This is a genomic window from Paramicrobacterium fandaimingii (assembly GCF_011751745.2).
Lineage (GTDB): Bacteria > Actinomycetota > Actinomycetes > Actinomycetales > Microbacteriaceae > Paramicrobacterium > Paramicrobacterium fandaimingii.
Genome location: NZ_CP061170.1, coordinates 819211 through 835649 on the forward strand (window position 1 = coordinate 819211; position 16439 = coordinate 835649).

A 16439-nucleotide genomic window follows, 5' to 3' on the forward strand; every position below is an offset into this window, starting at 1 on the left:
CATGGCAAAGACTGCAAAGGCAGCATCCGAGGCCGCGTCAGGCGCTCCTGCTCGCGGTTACCGCAAGACGCTTCGCGGCTACGTCGTCAGCGACAAGATGGAGAAGACCATCGTCGTTGACGTCGAAGACCGCGTGAAGCACCCGCTGTACGGCAAGGTTATTCGCCGCAGCTCCAAGGTGAAGGCGCACGACGAGCAGGGTCAGGCCGGCATCGGCGACCTCGTCGTCATCGACGAGACTCGTCCGTTGAGCGCCACCAAGCGTTGGCGCCTGGTCGAGATCGTCGAAAAGGCCAAGTAAGCCCTCTGGCTTGCTGTGAGAAGGAGTAAGGAATGATTCAGCAGGAATCACGGCTCAAGGTCGCCGATAACAGCGGTGCCAAAGAGCTCCTCACGATTCGCGTGCTCGGCGGATCAGGCCGTCACTACGCTGGCCTCGGTGACACCATCGTCGCCACAGTGAAGGATGCCATCCCCGGCGGAAACGTGAAGCGCGGCGATATCGTCAAGGCGGTCATCGTGCGCACGAAGAAGCAGACCCGTCGTCAGGACGGTTCGTACATCAAGTTCGACGAGAACGCCGCAGTGATCTTGAAGACCGACGGTGAGCCTCGCGGTACCCGCATCTTCGGGCCCGTCGGTCGCGAGCTTCGCGACAAGCGGTTCATGAAGATCGTCTCGCTGGCACCGGAGGTTATCTAGTCATGGGAGCAAAGATCAAGAAGGGTGACCTGGTTCAGGTCATCAGCGGACCGACCGAGGAGCGCGGTGGATACCGCGGCAAGCAGGGTCGTGTCATCGAGGTGCTCGTTGAGAAGGAGCGCGTGATCGTCGAAGGCGTGAACTACGTCACGAAGCACGTGCGCCAGGGTCAGACGCAGCGCGGGACCAAGACCGGTGGTCTTGAAACCCACGAGGCGCCGATCCACATCTCAAATGTTGCGCTCGTCGAGCCCGACAGCAAGAGCCCGGCAAAGGTCGGCTTCCGCAACGAAGAAGTCGTCAAGGACGGCGTCGCCAAGACGGTGCGCGTTCGCTACGACAAGAAGTCTGGTAAGGACCTGAAGTAATGACTGACACCGCAACTGCTGCGCCCGCTGGCAAAATCCAGCCGCGCCTGAAGCAGAAGTACAAGACGGAGATCGTCCCGCAGCTCAAAGAGCAGTTCGGGTTCTCAAACGTTCACCAGGTCCCTGGCCTCGTGAAGATCGTTGTGAACACCGGCGTCGGCGACGCTGCGCGTGACAGCAAGGTCATCGACGGTGCTATCACCGACCTGACCAAGATCACCGGTCAGAAGCCGCAGGTCACGAAGGCCCGCAAGTCCATCGCGCAGTTCAAGCTGCGCGAAGGCCAGGCAATCGGCGCGCACACCACGCTTCGTGGTGACCGTGCCTGGGAATTCCTCGACAGGCTTCTCTCTCTTGCACTTCCGCGAATCCGCGACTTCCGCGGACTCAACGACCGCCAGTTCGACGGCAACGGAAACTACACATTCGGTCTCACCGAGCAGTCCGTGTTCCACGAGATTGACCAGGACCGGATCGATCGGGTTCGTGGTTTCGACATCACATTCGTGACCACGGCGAAGAATGACGACGAAGGTCGCGCGCTGCTCAAGGCGCTCGGCTTCCCGTTCGCTCAGAAGGACGCCGCGTAACCAGCGGCGCTGCGGGGCCGGCAGCTGCCGGCCCCGTTCACACCACAGGTCCACATTCGTGTAACGGGTGTGCGAAACCTGGTGAACAAAGGAAATAACACATGACAATGACAGATCCGGTCGCAGACATGCTGACCAGACTGCGCAACGCCAACACGGCGCACCACGAGTCCGTGTCGATGCCGCACTCGAAGCTCAAGGGCCGTATCGCGGAGATGCTCGTGAACGAGGGCTTCATCACCGGATGGGACGTCGAGGACGCCCGCGTCGGACAGACGCTGACGCTGAACCTCAAGTTCGGCCCCGACCGTGAGCCGTCGATCGTCGGCATCAAGCGCGTCTCGAAGCCGGGCCTTCGCGTGTACGCCAAGTCAACTGAGCTCCCCAGCGTGCTCGGCGGTCTCGGTGTCGCCATCCTGTCCACCTCCTCCGGTCTTCTGACAGACCGTGAGGCCGAGAAGAAGGGCGTTGGCGGGGAAGTCCTCGCTTACGTGTGGTAACGCGCAATGTCACGTATTGGAAAGCTTCCCATTGACATCCCCGCAGGGGTTGATGTCTCCATCAACGGCCAGTCCGTCGTCGTCAAGGGACCGAAGGGTGAGCTGAGCCTCACCGTCGCCGAGCCCATTGCGGCGAAGCTGGACGACGGTCGGGTCGTCGTCAGCCGCCCGGACGAAGAGCGCGAGTCGCGTTCGCTGCACGGTCTGACCCGCACGCTGATCAACAACAACATCATCGGCGTCACCACCGGCTACAGCAAGGGCCTTGAGGTCGTCGGAACCGGTTACCGCGTGCAGCAGAAGGGATCGAACATCGAGTTCGCCCTCGGCTTCTCGCACCCGGTGCTTGTCGAGCCCCCCAACGGAATCACGCTGACCGTCGAAGGCAACAACAAGGTGACGGTGTCGGGTATCGACAAGCAGGCTGTCGGCGAGACCGCTGCCAACATTCGCAAGATTCGTAAGCCTGAGCCGTACAAGGGCAAGGGCGTGCGCTACGCAGGCGAGGTTATTCGCCGCAAGGCCGGAAAGGCTGGTAAGTAAGCATGGCTGTCAAGACCAAGTCGTCAGCCCGCGACCGTCGTCACGCACGCCTTCGCAAGAAGGTCGTGGGGACGACTGCGCGTCCGCGCCTCGTTGTCACACGCTCGGCGCGCCACGTGTTCGTTCAGGTCGTGGACGACTCAAAGGGCCACACTCTCGTGTCGGCATCCACTCTCGAAACCGATCTTCGCTCGCTCTCGGCCGACAAGTCGGAGAAGGCAAAGAAGGTCGGCGAGCTTGTCGCTTCCCGCGCCAAGGACGCCGGTATCGAGTCCGTTGTATTTGACCGTGGTGGTAACCGTTACGCAGGACGCGTCGCGGCGATCGCCGAAGGTGCTCGAGAAGGTGGGCTGAACCTGTGAGCGAAGCAAAGAAGGAGCAGGACGTGGCGACAGACCAGACTGCTACAGACAAGACGACTGCGGATCAGACTGCAGAACCGGTTGTTGAGAAGCCTGTGGAGACCGCTGCCGGTTCTGAACCGCGCACCGACGATCCCCGCAACAACCGTCGTGGCGGCGGACGTGGTGAGCGCAACCAGGGTCGTGGCGACCGTGGTGGACGCGACCGCGGCGGGCGCGACGACAAGAACCAGTTCCTTGAGCGCGTTGTCACCATCAACCGCGTGTCGAAGGTCGTCAAGGGTGGTCGTCGCTTCAGCTTCACCGCTCTCGTCGTCGTCGGCGATGGAAACGGCGTTGTCGGAGTCGGATATGGCAAGGCTCGCGAGGTTCCCCTCGCGATCTCGAAGGGCGTCGAGGAAGCGAAGAAGAACTTCTTCCGTGTTCCCCGCGTCGGCCAGTCGATTCCGCACCCCGTTCAGGGCGAGGACGCAGCAGGCGTCGTGCTTCTGCGTCCGGCAGCCGCGGGTACCGGTGTTATCGCCGGTGGTCCGGTTCGCGCCGTTCTCGAATGCGCAGGGATCCATGACGTGCTGAGCAAGTCGCTCGGCTCGTCGAACACCATCAACATCGTGCGTGCAACGGTCACCGCGCTCAAGCATCTCGAAGAGCCTCGTGCCGTCGCAGCTCGCCGTGGCAAGGAATACGACGAGGTCGCTCCGGCCAAGTTGCTGCAGATCGAGGCGCGCTTCGCCGAGGCCGCTGCCGCAGCAAAGGCAGGTGCATAATGGCCGCACAGCTGAAGGTCACGCAGATCAAGTCCAAAATTAGTGAGAAGCAGAACCAGCGCGACACGCTTCGCAGCCTGGGACTCAAGCACATCGGTGATGTCGTCGTCCGCGAGGACACACGCCAGAACCGTGGCTACGTCAACACTGTTTCCCACCTCGTAAAGGTTGAGGAGATCGACTAATGGCTGACGAGAAGAAGGACGTCACCGAAGAGACGGCCGCTCCCGCCACCAAGGCAACGAAGGCGCCCGCAACCAAGGCTCCTGCGAAGAAGGCGCCCGCAAAGAAGGCACCGGCCAAGAAGTCAGAGGCCAAGGCCGACGTTCCCAGCACGCCCGTGTTGAAGGTTCATCACCTTCGCCCGGCTCCCGGGGCCAAGACCGAGCGCACACGCGTCGGCCGCGGTGAGGGATCGAAGGGCAAGACGGCTGGCCGCGGAACCAAGGGAACCAAGGCTCGCTACCAGGTGCGTCCTGGTTTCGAGGGTGGACAGCTCCCGGCGCACATGCGTACGCCGAAGCTGCGCGGGTTCAAGAACCCGTTCCGCGTTGAGTACCAGGTTGTGAACCTTGAGCGCCTTGCCGAGCTCTACCCCAAGGGCGGCGACGTTACCGTCGACGACCTCGTGGCCAAGGGCGCCGTTCGCAAGAACGAGAAGGTCAAGGTTCTCGGAAACGGCGATATCTCGGTGAAACTGAACCTCGAGGTCGACAAAGTCTCCGGCTCGGCAGAGCAGAAGATCGTCGCTGCCGGCGGCTCGATCAAGTAAGTTACGACCGGTCGTGCGACTCGCCCGCTGAGTGAATCGCGCCTCTCGATTATTCGTCGGGCCCAGTAATCGGCTAGATTCGATTGCTGGGCCCTTCGATTTCGGAAGGCCCACTGTAGGCATGGCGAGCCGGATTGGCCGGCTCAACCCAGGAGGCCCTTGTTGTTTAGCGCTATTGCGCGGATCTTCCGCACCCCGGACCTGCGCCGGAAGATCGGCTTCACACTCGGCATCATCGCCTTGTATCGGCTCGGCTCGTTCATTCCGACGCCCTTCGTCGATTTTGGCAACGTCCAAGCGTGTCTGGCACAGAACCAGGGCACAAGCGGCCTGTACGAGCTCGTCAACCTGTTCTCGGGTGGCGCTCTCCTTCAGCTGTCGATCTTCGCGCTCGGCATCATGCCGTACATCACGGCGTCGATCATCACTCAGCTGCTTCGCGTGGTCATTCCGCACTTTGAGACCTTGCACAAGGAAGGCCAGGCCGGCCAGAGCAAGCTCACGCAGTACACGCGTTACCTCACCATCTTCCTCGGCATCCTGCAGTCGACGACGCTGATCACAGTCGCACGAAGCGGCGCGCTGTTCGGCACGAACTCCGGCCCCGAGTGCAGCTCGCTCATCACTGACGACACGTGGTACGCAGTGTTGCTCATGGTGCTCACAATGACGGCGGGCACCGGGCTCATCATGTGGATGGGCGAGCTCATCACCGAGCGCGGCATCGGCAACGGAATGTCGCTGCTGATCTTCACGTCGATCGCCGCTACCTTCCCAAGCTCGCTGTGGGCCATCGCCGAGTCGCACGGATTCGAGATGTTCCTTCTCGTGCTCGCGATTGGCTGCGTCGTCGTCATCGCTGTCGTCTTCGTCGAGCAGTCGCAACGTCGCGTTCCCGTGCAGTACGCGAAGCGCATGGTCGGACGACGCACGTACGGCGGCAACAGCACGTACATTCCGATCAAGGTGAACATGGCCGGTGTTATCCCGATCATCTTCGCGTCATCGCTGCTGTACCTTCCCGCCCTGATTGCGCAGTTCAATCAGCCAGCGGCCGGAGAGCAGCCCGCCGCATGGGTGACGTGGATCACCACCTACCTCACGAACGGCGACCACCCGCTGTACATGGCGCTGTACTTCCTGCTCATCATCGGATTCACCTACTTCTACGTCGCGATCACCTTCAACCCGGAGGAAGTCGCCGACAACATGAAGAAGTACGGCGGATTCATTCCCGGCATCCGCGCCGGACGTCCGACGGCCGAGTACCTGGACTACGTACTCACGCGCGTGACGCTGCCCGGATCGCTGTACCTCGGATTGATCGCTCTGATTCCGCTTGTCGCTCTCGCGACAGTCGGCGCGAACCAGAACTTCCCGTTCGGCGGAGCATCCATCCTGATCATCGTCGGTGTTGGTCTTGAAACGGTCAAGCAGATCGACTCGCAACTCCAACAGCGTCACTACGAAGGGCTGCTTCGATGACGACGGAAAATGTAAGCGACGGCGTTCGACTGCTGATCGTCGGCCCTCCCGGGGCGGGCAAAGGAACCCAGGCCGAGGTCATTGCGAAGGCATACGGCATTCCGGCGATCTCGACGGGCGACATCTTTCGGCAGAACATCGCCGACGGCACAGAGCTCGGCAAGAAGGTTGACGCCATCGTCTCAAGCGGCGGCTACGTTCCCGACACGCTGACGAACGAGATCGTTGCCGACCGGCTTCAGCAGGACGACGTGCGCGACGGCTTTCTGCTCGACGGGTACCCCCGCACGGCGGAGCAGGTGGCAGAGCTTGACCGCATTCTCGCGGCATCGGGACACACGCTCGACGCCGTCGTGCAGCTCACGGCGGACCTCGACGAGGTCGTGAAGCGCCTGCTGCTGCGCGCGGAGCAGCAGGGTCGCTCTGATGACACCGAAGACATCATTCGCCACAGGCAAGACGTCTACCACGAGCAGACGGAGCCCGTCATCGCCGCCTACCAGGAGCGTGGCGTCGTCGTGAGCATCGACGGACTGGGTGGCATTGACGAGGTCAGCGACCGGGTGCTGAGCGCACTCGCACAGCGCGGTCTGGCAGCATCCGCTTGATACGGCCGCTTCGCCGCTCGATCTACAAATCGCCAGCCCAACTGCGTCTGATGATCGAGCCGGGTCTGCTGACGGCTCGTGCTCTCGCGGCGGCCTGCGCTGCTGTGCGGCCGGGCGTGACGACGGCAGAGATCGACAGCATCGCCGAGAACGTGATTATCGCGGGCGGAGGCACGCCGAATTTCAAGATGGAGCGCGGCTACCACCACACGCTGTGCGTATCGGTGAACGACGAGGTCGTGCACGGCATCCCCGGTGACCGGGTGATCGAGGCTGGCGACATCGTGTCAATCGACTGCGGGGCCGAGGTCGGCGGCTGGCACGGCGACTCCGCCGCAACCGTCGTCGTGCCCGATGCGGAGCGCCCCGACATCGTCGACGCACGTGAGCGGCTTTCTGCGGCGACACAGGGGTCGATGTGGGCGGGCATCGCTCGGCTCGCCTCGGCAACGCACCTGAACGAGGTCGGCGACGGCGTGCAGAGCTACATCGAAGCGAACACCGATGCGCACGGGCGCGAGTATGGAATCATCGAGGACTACATCGGGCACGGCATCGGCCGCTCGATGCACGAAGACCCGCCCGTGTTCAACTACCGCGTGCAGATGCAGGGCCCGGCTGTGAAGTCAGGGCTTGTCGTTGCGATCGAACCGATGATGGTCGAGGGATCGCCCGACACCGAGGTTCGCGACGACGAATGGACTGTTGCGACCGTCGATGGCGGAGCCGCGGCACACTGGGAACACAGCATTGCCGTGCATGCGGGCGGCATCTGGGTGCTCACGGCCGAAGACGGAGGAGCGGCCGGTCTTGCATCATTTGGCGTCACGCCGACGCCCGTCGCCTGAACCTCGACACGGTATCGTCGGGTCATGACCGTCGTGTTTCTGATCACCCCGCAGGATCGTGCGGACACGGGTGGTGACTTCGACACTCTGCTCACCCCGGTGCATCCGGATGCTGCGGCGCTGAGCGTCTTCGATGCCGGTGCTGCGCGAGGCGACGGTGTGTTCGAAACCATCGGCGTGAACGCCGGCAGCGCGAGAAAGCCGGGCCCGCACCTCGCCAGGCTGGCAGCATCCGCCCGCATCATGGACCTTCCCGAACCGCACACCGAGCAGTGGATGCACGCGATCGAACGGGTTGTCAGCATGATGGATCCGGAGCGCGGGGGAGTGATCCGGCTCGTGATCACGCGCGGAACTCCGCAATCGTCGCCCACCTGCTGGATCACAGGGCAGGAGACCCCGGCCGACGTGCGCGAGCGTGACCACGGCGTGAGCGTCGTGCTGCTCGACCGCGGCTGGCCCATCGACATCGCCGAGAGGGCACCGTGGATGCTGGCTGGTGCGAAGACGCTCTCGTACGCACCAAACATGGCAGCGCTGCGTGAGGCCAGGCGGCGCGGCGCCGATGACGTCGTGTTCACCTCCCTCGAGGGTTACGCGCTCGAGGGGCCCACGTCGTCGCTCATCATCCGAACCGGAGTGCAGCTCGTCACCCCGACGTCCGGCGACGGCAACCTGCCGGGCACAACGCAGCAGGAGCTCTTCGATTGGGCAGAGCACAACGGCTTCAGAACGCAGTCGCGCCGCGTGCGCGCCGAAGAAGTGCGCACGGCGGATGCGGCCTGGCTGGTGTCGAGCGTGCGCCTCGTCGTGCCGATCACCGCTGTCGATGGGCACATCATGCAGCGCGACGCCGACCTTTCGGCGCGCATGAACGAGCATCTGCTCGCCCTGGGATGACCGGGCTCACGGCCGCGGGTGAGGTCAGCTGTCCATCGTGCGAACGAGCGCGTCGATGAACGCGCTGAACGTGCGGCCGCCGCGCACGATGCTCGCCACGTCGTCGCGCTCGGAGAATACCTCGACGAACTGGTCGAACACCTCCTGAAACTGCGCACGGCCGTCTGCGCTGAACGCGATGAGCGCGACCACGTTCACGCGGCCATCGCCCCAGGGCATGCTTCGCTCGTTGACGGCGATTGCGATCGACGTACGGCTCGCCGTCATCTCCATCGCGTGCGGAACGGCGAGCATGTCGGTGAACGCCGTCGATGACATGCGCTCGCGTTCGATCGCGGCGTCGATGTATGCCTCGTCGATGACGCCGAGCCGCTGCATCCGCTCGCCGAGCAGGCGGATCAGCGCCTCTTCGCTCTCTGCCTCGACGTCACGCAGAAAGAGCCGCTCATCAAGGTATCGCAGCAGCTGGTCGCGCATTGAGGCGCGCCGGGCAAGGCGTCGCACGCGACTGAGCGCCGAGCGCACCCGATCGACGTCGCCCGGGCTCAAAAACGGCTGAATGCGCACGATGTTCTCGGCGGGAACGGGCGGCTCGAGCGTCGTGAGCACGAGGTCGGCGTCGAGGTGATCCCACGGCACATCGGTGCGTGTGATGACGCGTGTGACGGTGAGAGCATCGCCAAGCGTCTGGACGATGCGGTCGGCGAGCGTCGCCTGCAGGTCGTAGTAGTTGGGGCAGACGAGAACGCATGTCGCCAGGTCATCTCGACGTGTCTGCTGCTGGAGGTGAGCGCCGATGTGCATGGCGATGTAGGCGATCTCGTCGTCGTTCACCACGATTCCGCGCGCATCGTGAAGCCCGCTCGCGATGAACACGGCGAGCTCGTAGATCATCGGGTACGCGGTCTTCAGAGACGTCGTCAGCGGATTGCGCGAGTACGCCTGATCCTCAGCGCGTTCGAGCAGGTTGCTCACGTGTACGGTGAGCCGGGTGAGAAAATCGACGTCCGAAAGGTCGACGAGGTACTCCTCGCTTGCACGTTCGGCAATGGAGCGCACCGTTGCGTATTCGTCTGGAGTAAAGTACTCCGATGCGATCGTGGCAGCGGCATCTGGTCGCGGCGCGACGGCGCGGGTGGAGAGCAGGTAGGCGATATAGCCAATGTCGGCCTCACCGAGCGGATCGGAAAAATGCGTGAGCGACAAGTCGCGCACGACGTCGCGCAGCTCAGCATCCGTTCCCGTGTCACGCCCCTGACTCTCGACGGGAGCGCTCTTTCCCGCACGGTCTGCGGCGATCGCGATGTGCAGAAGCACGTTGTCCATGCCGTAGTCGTTGATGTAGTACCCGCGGGTCTGCAGCGCCTCGATGAGATCGGTCTTGAACGAGCCGAGGCTCTCAGACTCGAACTCGCGCTGAATCGCATCGAGCTGCGCCATGCCGTGCGTCGTCTCGTCGCGGAACAGCCGAGAGAGCAGGCGCCGTCTGGCCAGCTCAGACCCGCGCAGGGCGACCCGGCCGCCTGAGCGCGCCAGCGTCAGACCCGTGTCGGCGATCAGAGCGCGAACGCGCGACAGATCGGTTTCAAGCGTCGAGTCGCTGATGAACAAGGCGCTCGCCGTCTCGTAGACGTCAAATCCGTCTGCCTCATCAACGAGCAGCCGCACAACGCGGTGAAGCCGTTCCCTCGGTGTGCCGTCGTCTGCCGACGTGCCCACTGCGCTGAGGTAGGCGGCGTACGCATCGCGACCGAGCCGATACCCCTCCGGGCTCGATTCGATGATGGGCAGCGGGTGCGCCTTCGCCTTGAGCGCGGCGATATAGGTGCGGATGCTGCGATCACTCACGCCGAGCGCGTCGGCCAGGTCTCCCGCGGTCTGTGAGCCGTTCGAGCGCACGAGCTGCTCAAGCAGCTGGCTGTGTCGATCGGTGCTCACGGTTCTCCTTTGGCGGGGCTCGTCTACGAGTCAACCAGTCTTCCCCGCGCTCGCGAAGCAATTTTAACAATCGACAGACTTCCGCCCGGGCGGAAGCGCCTCTGCTGGCCGCCGCCCGTGCGGTTGGGCAGACTCGATGGCATGCGGATCATCGTTGTATGCGGAGCGGGGGCGTCGTCGACGTTTGTCGCCCTGCGTGTGCGGCGGTCCGCGGTATCCCGCGGGCTTGACGTCACGGCGAAGGCAGTCGCCCTCGACAACGTCGACGATGCGCTCACCGACGCCGATGTTCTGCTGGTCGGAGCTCATCTCACCGAGAGCGCGACGGGCCTTGAGCGCGCGGCGAAGAGCGCGGGGGCTGCGCTCGCCGTGATGCCCGAGTCGGTGTTCACCGCGCCGACGGGCGACGAGGCGCTCGACCTTGCGCTCTCCGCGGCAGGAGCGGGCTCATGACGGCACAATCGTTGTGCCCGCGCACACACTCAGACTATGGTGACAATCACAGCCCGCGGCGACGGAGGAGGACCACATGGTGGAACGGAACATCAGAATCGGATCGTCGCATGGGCTGCATGCTCGACCGGCCAAGCTCTTCACCCAGGCTGCGGCGTCGAGCGGCGCGAGCGTCACTCTTCGAAAAGGTGACAAGTCGGTCAATGCCGCGAGCATTCTGGGAGTCATCTCGCTCGGCGTCGACCACGGTGACGAGGTCACGCTCTCGGTCGAGGGAGATGATGCTGAGCGCATTTTGGGCGAGCTCGAGGAGCAGCTCGTCACCGATCACGACGAGGCCTGACCGCACAATGCGTGCGGCCTCGCGAATACGAGGAGGTCGCTGATGGAGTTCACGGGAACAGGGATCGGTCAAGGAGTCGCCGTCGGAACGACGGTGCGCATGCCCGACCCTTTGCCTGAGCCGGCCGCTGAGGCCAGCACGCGCACGCCCGCAGAGGAAGCGGAACGTGCAGGCGCATCGATGTCTGCCGTGGCGCGTGATCTCGAGCAGCGCGGCGAGAAAGCCGGCGGAACAGCGAGCGACGTGCTCGAGGCGCAGGCGATGATGGCTGAAGACCCGTCGCTCATGGAACTCGTCACCCAGGCGACGGATGCTGGAAAGACGGCGGAACGCGCGGTGTACGAGGCTTTCGCGTCGTTCCGCGACCAGCTGGCGGCCATGGGGGGCTATCTCGGCGAGAGAGCAGCCGACCTCGACGACGTCTCACAGCGGGTGATCGCACACCTCGGCGGCGTGTCCGCGCCCGGCGTGCCGCAGCCGGACGAGCCGTTTGTGCTGCTCGCCCGCGATCTCGCACCGGCCGACACAGCGCTTCTCGATCTCGACAAGGTGCTCGCCCTCGTGACAAGCGACGGCGGACCCACCTCGCACACCGCAATCCTCGCCCGCGAGAAGTCCATTGTTGCCATCGTCGGAACGGCAGACGCCCTCACGATCGACGACGGAACGACGGTTGTCGTCGATGCGGCAGCGGGAACGGTGACAACAGACCCCTCAGCGGATGCTGTCGCCGACGCACGTGCGCGCATCGCTGCACGCGAGCAGACCGCATCCGCCCCGATCACTCCAGGCGCGCTCGCCGACGGCACAGCCATTCCGCTGCTTGCCAACCTCGGCTCAGGGGATGGTGCCGAGCACGCCGTCGAACTCGGCGCTGAGGGCGTCGGTCTCTTTCGCACCGAGTTTCTGTTTCTTGACGCGGGCGACACGGCCCCGAGCGTTGAGGAGCAGACCGAGCACTATGTGCGGGTGCTCTCGGCGTTCCCCGGCAAAAAAGTAACAGTGCGGGTCCTCGATGCGGGCGCCGATAAGCCGCTTCCTTTTCTCAATGATGCGCACGAGCAGAACCCGGCGCTCGGGCTTCGCGGCCTGCGGGCGCTGCGTGCGCGGGAAGACATTCTGCGCGACCAGCTCGCGGCGCTTGCCGCGGCCGACGCCCAGACCGAGGCAGACCTCTGGGTGATGGCGCCCATGGTGTCCACCGTCGAAGAGACCGAGTACTTTGTGCGGCTCGCACGCGAGTTCGGAATCACGACCGCGGGAATCATGGTGGAGGTTCCCTCCATCGCGCTGCTGGCCGGGCAGGCTCTCGCGGTGAGCGACTTCGCCTCGATCGGCACGAACGACCTCACCCAGTACACGCTCGCGGCCGACCGCCTTCTCGGCACGGTGGCGAGTTTTCAGGACCCGTGGCACCCAGCAGTGCTCCGACTGATCGGCGACGTCGGTCAGGCCGGTGCCGCCGCGGGAAAACCAGTGGGAATCTGCGGCGAGGCTGCGGCGGACCCACTGCTCGCCGTCGTGCTCGTGGGGCTCGGCGCAACAACCCTCTCCATGTCGCCGTCGGCGCTCGCCGACGTTCGACTCTCGCTCGCGCAATTCGACAGCAACGCTGCGCGACGACTGGCACAGCTCGCGCTCGGCGCGGCGGATGCGGCCTCGGCCCGAACCGCCGTCACCGACGCGGCATCCTCTCTACAGAAAGAGTGATCACAATGACGACGACGTCCGACACAGCAAAGAAGGGCGGAGTGCGCGTTCGCGTCCAGCGATTCGGCACCTTCCTCTCGGGCATGGTCATGCCCAACATCGGGGCCTTCATCGCCTGGGGTCTCATTACGGCATTCTTCATCGAGACCGGGTGGACGCCCGTGCCGCAGCTCGGCGGCTTCCCGAGTGCAGACGGCACCGAGCACGTCGGCCTCGTCGGCCCGATGATCACCTACATGCTCCCGCTGCTGCTCGCCTACACGGGCGGCAAGATGGTCTACGACGTGCGCGGAGGCGTTATCGGCGTCATCGCCACGATGGGTGTCATCATCGGCAGCGACGTGCCGATGTTCATCGGCGCCATGATCATGGGCCCGCTCGCCGCGTGGCTCATGAAGAAGGTCGACTCGATCTGGGAAGACAAGATCAAGGCCGGCTTCGAGATGCTCGTCAACAACTTCTCCTCCGGCATCCTCGGTGGCCTTCTCGCCCTCGGTGGTTTCTTCGGCATCGCGCCGCTGGTCACCGGCCTGAGCCACGCGCTCGAGGCCGGCGTCGGCTGGCTCGTCAACCTGCACCTGCTTCCCCTTGCGAGCATTCTCGTTGAGCCGGGCAAAGTGCTGTTTCTCAACAACGCCATCAACCACGGCGTCTTCACGCCGCTCGGTGTCGAGCAGGTGACAGAGCAGGGCAAGTCGATTCTGTTTCTCATCGAGGCGAACCCCGGCCCCGGCGTCGGCATCCTGCTTGCATTCATGTTCTTCGGCGTGGGCATGTCGAAGGCAAGCGCGCCGGGCGCAGCGATCATTCAGTTCTTCGGCGGCATCCACGAGATCTACTTTCCGTACGTGCTCATGAAGCCGATGATCATCATCGCGGCCATCGCCGGAGGCATGACGGGGGTCGCGATCAACGCGGCGTTCCAGACGGGGCTTCGCGCACCGGCCTCTCCGGGCAGCATCATCGCCGTGCTCATTCAGACGGCGCCAGACAGCTACGTCGGTGTGATTCTCTCGGTCATCGGTGCCGCAGCGGTGTCGTTCACCATTTCGGCGATCATTCTTCGGGCATCGCGCAAGCGCGATCTCGCGAGTGAGAACGCCGGTGACCTCAGCGACGCCATTGCAAAGACCGAGGCGAACAAGGGCAAGAAGTCAAGCGTTCTCGGCACCATGGGAGGCGAGACGGATGCTGCGGCGCAGGCCGACAACGCAACAACGACGGACACCCGCCCGATCAGCAACATCGTGTTCGCGTGCGATGCCGGAATGGGCTCAAGCGCCATGGGAGCATCCGTTCTGCGCAACAAGCTGAAGAAGGCCGGTGTCACCGATGTGAAGGTGACGAACCAGGCAATCGCCAACCTGACCGGTGACGCAGACCTCATCGTGACGCAAAATGAACTCACGGACCGCGCGAAGCAGAAGTCGCCGAACTCCATTCACGTGTCCGTCGACAACTTCATGAACAGCCCGAGGTACGAAGAAGTCGTGCAGCGGGTTGCCGAGAGCAAGGGAACCGAAAGCACGGAGACCTCAGAGGGGGAGCAGCAATGAGCAGCGAGATTCTGACGGTGGGCAATGTGGTGGCAGCGGGAAGTGCCACGACCCGCGACGACGCGATCGCCGAGGCAGGCCGCGTGCTCGTGGCCGCGGGCGCGGTAACCGATGCCTACGTCGACGCCATGCGCGAGCGCGAAGAGACAGTCTCGACATACATGGGCAACTACCTGGCCATTCCGCACGGAACCAACGAGGCGAAGAACGAGATCAAGGCCTCAGCGCTCTCTCTCATCCGCTATATGAACCCCATCGACTGGGACGGCGAGGAGGTGCGCTTCGTCGTCGGCATCGCCGGTGTCGAGAACGAGCACCTCGAGATTCTGTCGAAGATCGCCATCGTGTTCTCCGAAGAGGAATCGGTTCAGCAGCTGATTGACGCGCCAGACGCCGGCGCGCTCTACACGCTGCTCGAGGAGGTAAACGACCAATGAAGGCAGTTCACTTCGGGGCAGGAAACATCGGCCGCGGCTTCATCGGACTACTGCTGCACGATGCCGGGTATGACGTTGTCTTCTCCGACGTGAACCCCGAGCTGATCGATGCGCTTGCGCACGCGGACAGCTATACGGTGCATGAAGTCGGTGACGGCGGCACCGAGCGTGTCGTCACCGGCTTCAGCGCCGTCAACTCGGCGGAAGATGAAGAGCGGCTCGTTGCCGAGCTGGCGACGGCCGACATCATTACAACGGCCGTCGGGCCGAACGTGCTGCGGTTCATCGCCCCCGCGATAGCCAAGGGGCTCGCGGCTCGCAGCGACGATCTCGCTCCCGCAGCGGTCATGGCCTGCGAGAACGCCATTGGCGCGACAGACACGTTGCGCGCGCACGTGCATGAGAACGCGGGTGCGGAGTGGGGCGAGATCGCGCAGAGAGCGGTCTTTGCGAACACGGCGGTCGACCGCATCGTGCCCACGCAGTCCGCCGACGCCGGAATCGACGTGACTGTCGAGGCATTCTACGAGTGGGTCATTGAGCGCGCGCCGTTCACCGGCGCCGAGCCCCCGCTGCCCGGCGCGCATTTCGTCGACGAGCTCGCGCCGTACATTGAGCGCAAGCTCTTCACCGTGAACACGGGCCACGCGACGACTGCCTACTTCGGCTTTCTCGCCGGGCACGAGAAAATCGCGGATGCTGCCGCCGACCCGCTCGTGCAGGAGAAAGTTCGCCGAGCGCTCGAAGAGACATCTGACTACCTCGTCACCGTGCACGGTCTCGACGTTCACGAGCAGACGGTGTACCGCGAGAAGATTCTGTCGCGCTTCACAAACGACCATCTTCCCGACACCGTCCAGCGCGTCGGGCGCGAGCCGCTGCGCAAGCTCAGCCGCCACGAGCGCTTCATCGGGCCGGCGGCCGCGATCGCCGAGCGCGGAAACGCGCCCGATGCGCTCGTCGACGCGATCGGCGCTGCGCTGCAGTTTCACGTCCCAGACGACGCGCAGAGCCAGGAGATGGCCGAGCTGCTCGAGACGCTCGAGCCGGCCGAGTTCACCGCGCAGGTCACAGGGCTTGAGCCGGGGCATCCGCTCTTCGAACGCATTCGCGCCGAGGTTGCCGCCGTCACACGCACGTGATCAAATCTCGACTGGCGAAGCAGAGCTTTATCACATAAGATAATTCGTTGGTGCATTGTGCACGCTACAGGCGTGTTCCGTCCGCATCGAAATCCAACGCACGACCAGTGCGACGAACCTGAGCGACAGTGAGGCTATGGCCAAAAAAGACGGTGTCATCGAGATCGAAGGAGCCGTGATCGAAGCGCTGCCCAACGCGATGTTCCGCGTTGAGCTGAGCAATGGTCACAAGGTGCTTGCCCATATTTCGGGCAAGATGCGCCAGCACTACATCCGCATCCTCCCGGAGGACCGCGTGATCGTTGAGCTGACCCCTTACGACCTGACCCGCGGCCGGATCGTCTACCGCTACAAGTAAGTCGCGCTGTAAGTAACGGTTGAGCTCTGCCACGCCCTGCAGTGTGGATGGCTCTTC

The 16439-nt window shown here is 63.9% G+C and carries 22 protein-coding genes; 21 read left to right on the plus strand and 1 reads right to left on the minus strand.

Going from position 1 to position 16439, the window contains the following annotated elements; all coding sequences use genetic code 11:
* The first annotated feature begins 1 nt into the window (after position 1).
* The 14 genes from rpsQ (at position 2) to HCR84_RS03990 (ending at position 8445) form a co-directional block, all read left to right on the plus strand.
* A complete protein-coding gene (gene rpsQ, locus HCR84_RS03925; protein WP_166984486.1) occupies positions 2-301 on the plus strand; it encodes a 30S ribosomal protein S17 in 300 nt (99 codons plus the stop codon).
* A gap of 32 nt (positions 302-333) precedes the next feature.
* Positions 334-702, plus strand: a complete 369-nt coding sequence (gene rplN, locus HCR84_RS03930; protein ID WP_166984487.1) for a 50S ribosomal protein L14 — start codon at positions 334-336, stop codon at positions 700-702.
* 2 nt (positions 703-704) lie between these two features.
* A complete protein-coding gene (rplX, locus tag HCR84_RS03935; protein ID WP_166984488.1) occupies positions 705-1070 on the plus strand; it encodes a 50S ribosomal protein L24 in 366 nt (121 codons plus the stop codon).
* A complete protein-coding gene (rplE, locus tag HCR84_RS03940) occupies positions 1070-1660 on the plus strand; it encodes a 50S ribosomal protein L5 (RefSeq protein ID WP_166984489.1) in 591 nt (196 codons plus the stop codon). The genes rplX and rplE overlap by 1 nt, the downstream gene beginning before the upstream one ends.
* A gap of 101 nt (positions 1661-1761) precedes the next feature.
* The gene (rpsH, locus tag HCR84_RS03945) at positions 1762-2160 is read left to right on the plus strand and encodes a 30S ribosomal protein S8 (RefSeq protein WP_166984490.1); all 399 of its coding nucleotides are present in this window, start codon (positions 1762-1764) and stop codon (positions 2158-2160) included.
* A gap of 6 nt (positions 2161-2166) precedes the next feature.
* The gene (gene rplF, locus HCR84_RS03950; protein WP_166984491.1) at positions 2167-2703 is read left to right on the plus strand and encodes a 50S ribosomal protein L6; all 537 of its coding nucleotides are present in this window, start codon (positions 2167-2169) and stop codon (positions 2701-2703) included.
* A 2-nt stretch (positions 2704-2705) separates the two neighbouring features.
* Positions 2706-3065 (plus strand): 50S ribosomal protein L18, encoded by a 360-nt coding sequence (rplR, locus tag HCR84_RS03955; RefSeq protein ID WP_166984492.1) that lies wholly within the window; start codon positions 2706-2708, stop codon positions 3063-3065.
* Complete coding sequence (rpsE, locus tag HCR84_RS03960) at positions 3062-3832, plus strand: 30S ribosomal protein S5 (RefSeq protein WP_166984493.1); 771 nt, start codon at positions 3062-3064, stop codon at positions 3830-3832. Before rplR ends, rpsE begins: the two co-directional genes overlap by 4 nt.
* On the plus strand, positions 3832-4017 hold the full coding sequence (gene rpmD, locus HCR84_RS03965) for a 50S ribosomal protein L30 (RefSeq protein ID WP_166984494.1): 186 nt from the start codon (positions 3832-3834) through the stop codon (positions 4015-4017). The genes rpsE and rpmD overlap by 1 nt, the downstream gene beginning before the upstream one ends.
* Positions 4017-4604, plus strand: coding sequence for a 50S ribosomal protein L15 (gene rplO, locus HCR84_RS03970; RefSeq protein WP_166984495.1), 588 nt, complete (start codon positions 4017-4019; stop codon positions 4602-4604). The genes rpmD and rplO overlap by 1 nt, the downstream gene beginning before the upstream one ends.
* Positions 4605-4766: 162 nt before the next feature.
* On the plus strand, positions 4767-6089 hold the full coding sequence (secY, locus tag HCR84_RS03975; RefSeq protein WP_166984510.1) for a preprotein translocase subunit SecY: 1323 nt from the start codon (positions 4767-4769) through the stop codon (positions 6087-6089).
* Positions 6086-6697: an adenylate kinase gene (locus HCR84_RS03980; protein WP_195706686.1), complete on the plus strand. Its 612-nt coding sequence runs from the start codon at positions 6086-6088 to the stop codon at positions 6695-6697. Before secY ends, HCR84_RS03980 begins: the two co-directional genes overlap by 4 nt.
* Positions 6694-7545, plus strand: coding sequence for a type I methionyl aminopeptidase (map, locus tag HCR84_RS03985; protein WP_434063551.1), 852 nt, complete (start codon positions 6694-6696; stop codon positions 7543-7545). The genes HCR84_RS03980 and map overlap by 4 nt, the downstream gene beginning before the upstream one ends.
* A gap of 24 nt (positions 7546-7569) precedes the next feature.
* Positions 7570-8445, plus strand: a complete 876-nt coding sequence (locus HCR84_RS03990; RefSeq protein WP_166984496.1) for an aminodeoxychorismate lyase — start codon at positions 7570-7572, stop codon at positions 8443-8445.
* 24 nt (positions 8446-8469) lie between these two features.
* Here the strand turns inward: HCR84_RS03990 and HCR84_RS03995 are convergent, their stop codons facing one another.
* Positions 8470-10383 carry a BglG family transcription antiterminator gene (locus HCR84_RS03995; protein ID WP_166984497.1) on the minus strand — a complete coding sequence of 638 codons (1914 nt, stop codon included), beginning with the start codon at positions 10381-10383 and terminating at the stop codon, positions 8470-8472.
* Positions 10384-10524: 141 nt separating this feature from the next.
* On the opposite strand from HCR84_RS03995, the gene HCR84_RS04000 reads away from it, so the two are divergent.
* The 7 genes from HCR84_RS04000 to infA all read left to right on the plus strand — a co-directional run bounded on the left by HCR84_RS04000 (position 10525) and on the right by infA (position 16382).
* Entirely contained in the window at positions 10525-10836 is a 312-nt protein-coding gene (locus HCR84_RS04000; protein ID WP_166984498.1) for a PTS sugar transporter subunit IIB, read from the plus strand.
* Positions 10837-10912: 76 nt separating this feature from the next.
* Positions 10913-11179, plus strand: a complete 267-nt coding sequence (locus HCR84_RS04005; protein ID WP_166984499.1) for an HPr family phosphocarrier protein — start codon at positions 10913-10915, stop codon at positions 11177-11179.
* Between the two features lie 42 nt (positions 11180-11221).
* Positions 11222-12889, plus strand: a complete 1668-nt coding sequence (ptsP, locus tag HCR84_RS04010) for a phosphoenolpyruvate--protein phosphotransferase (protein WP_166984500.1) — start codon at positions 11222-11224, stop codon at positions 12887-12889.
* Between the two features lie 5 nt (positions 12890-12894).
* Positions 12895-14445 carry a PTS mannitol transporter subunit IIBC gene (locus tag HCR84_RS04015; protein WP_166984501.1) on the plus strand — a complete coding sequence of 517 codons (1551 nt, stop codon included), beginning with the start codon at positions 12895-12897 and terminating at the stop codon, positions 14443-14445.
* Positions 14442-14882 carry a PTS mannitol transporter subunit IIA gene (locus HCR84_RS04020; RefSeq protein ID WP_166984502.1) on the plus strand — a complete coding sequence of 147 codons (441 nt, stop codon included), beginning with the start codon at positions 14442-14444 and terminating at the stop codon, positions 14880-14882. The genes HCR84_RS04015 and HCR84_RS04020 overlap by 4 nt, the downstream gene beginning before the upstream one ends.
* The gene (locus tag HCR84_RS04025; RefSeq protein ID WP_166984503.1) at positions 14879-16024 is read left to right on the plus strand and encodes a mannitol-1-phosphate 5-dehydrogenase; all 1146 of its coding nucleotides are present in this window, start codon (positions 14879-14881) and stop codon (positions 16022-16024) included. The genes HCR84_RS04020 and HCR84_RS04025 overlap by 4 nt, the downstream gene beginning before the upstream one ends.
* A 136-nt stretch (positions 16025-16160) precedes the next feature.
* Positions 16161-16382, plus strand: a complete 222-nt coding sequence (gene infA, locus HCR84_RS04030; protein WP_166984504.1) for a translation initiation factor IF-1 — start codon at positions 16161-16163, stop codon at positions 16380-16382.
* Positions 16383-16439: the final 57 nt, after the last annotated feature.

Coding starts and splice junctions, on each gene's coding strand:
- rpsQ (WP_166984486.1), top strand. CDS start 2: ATGGCAAAGACTGCAAAGGCAGCATCCGAGGCCGCGTCAGGCGCTCCT.
- rplN (WP_166984487.1), top strand. CDS start 334: ATGATTCAGCAGGAATCACGGCTCAAGGTCGCCGATAACAGCGGTGCC.
- rplX (WP_166984488.1), top strand. CDS start 705: ATGGGAGCAAAGATCAAGAAGGGTGACCTGGTTCAGGTCATCAGCGGA.
- rplE (WP_166984489.1), top strand. CDS start 1,070: ATGACTGACACCGCAACTGCTGCGCCCGCTGGCAAAATCCAGCCGCGC.
- rpsH (WP_166984490.1), top strand. CDS start 1,762: ATGACAATGACAGATCCGGTCGCAGACATGCTGACCAGACTGCGCAAC.
- rplF (WP_166984491.1), top strand. CDS start 2,167: ATGTCACGTATTGGAAAGCTTCCCATTGACATCCCCGCAGGGGTTGAT.
- rplR (WP_166984492.1), top strand. CDS start 2,706: ATGGCTGTCAAGACCAAGTCGTCAGCCCGCGACCGTCGTCACGCACGC.
- rpmD (WP_166984494.1), top strand. CDS start 3,832: ATGGCCGCACAGCTGAAGGTCACGCAGATCAAGTCCAAAATTAGTGAG.
- rplO (WP_166984495.1), top strand. CDS start 4,017: ATGGCTGACGAGAAGAAGGACGTCACCGAAGAGACGGCCGCTCCCGCC.
- HCR84_RS03980 (WP_195706686.1), top strand. CDS start 6,086: ATGACGACGGAAAATGTAAGCGACGGCGTTCGACTGCTGATCGTCGGC.
- HCR84_RS03990 (WP_166984496.1), top strand. CDS start 7,570: ATGACCGTCGTGTTTCTGATCACCCCGCAGGATCGTGCGGACACGGGT.
- HCR84_RS04000 (WP_166984498.1), top strand. CDS start 10,525: ATGCGGATCATCGTTGTATGCGGAGCGGGGGCGTCGTCGACGTTTGTC.
- HCR84_RS04005 (WP_166984499.1), top strand. CDS start 10,913: ATGGTGGAACGGAACATCAGAATCGGATCGTCGCATGGGCTGCATGCT.
- ptsP (WP_166984500.1), top strand. CDS start 11,222: ATGGAGTTCACGGGAACAGGGATCGGTCAAGGAGTCGCCGTCGGAACG.
- HCR84_RS04015 (WP_166984501.1), top strand. CDS start 12,895: ATGACGACGACGTCCGACACAGCAAAGAAGGGCGGAGTGCGCGTTCGC.
- HCR84_RS04020 (WP_166984502.1), top strand. CDS start 14,442: ATGAGCAGCGAGATTCTGACGGTGGGCAATGTGGTGGCAGCGGGAAGT.
- HCR84_RS04025 (WP_166984503.1), top strand. CDS start 14,879: ATGAAGGCAGTTCACTTCGGGGCAGGAAACATCGGCCGCGGCTTCATC.
- infA (WP_166984504.1), top strand. CDS start 16,161: ATGGCCAAAAAAGACGGTGTCATCGAGATCGAAGGAGCCGTGATCGAA.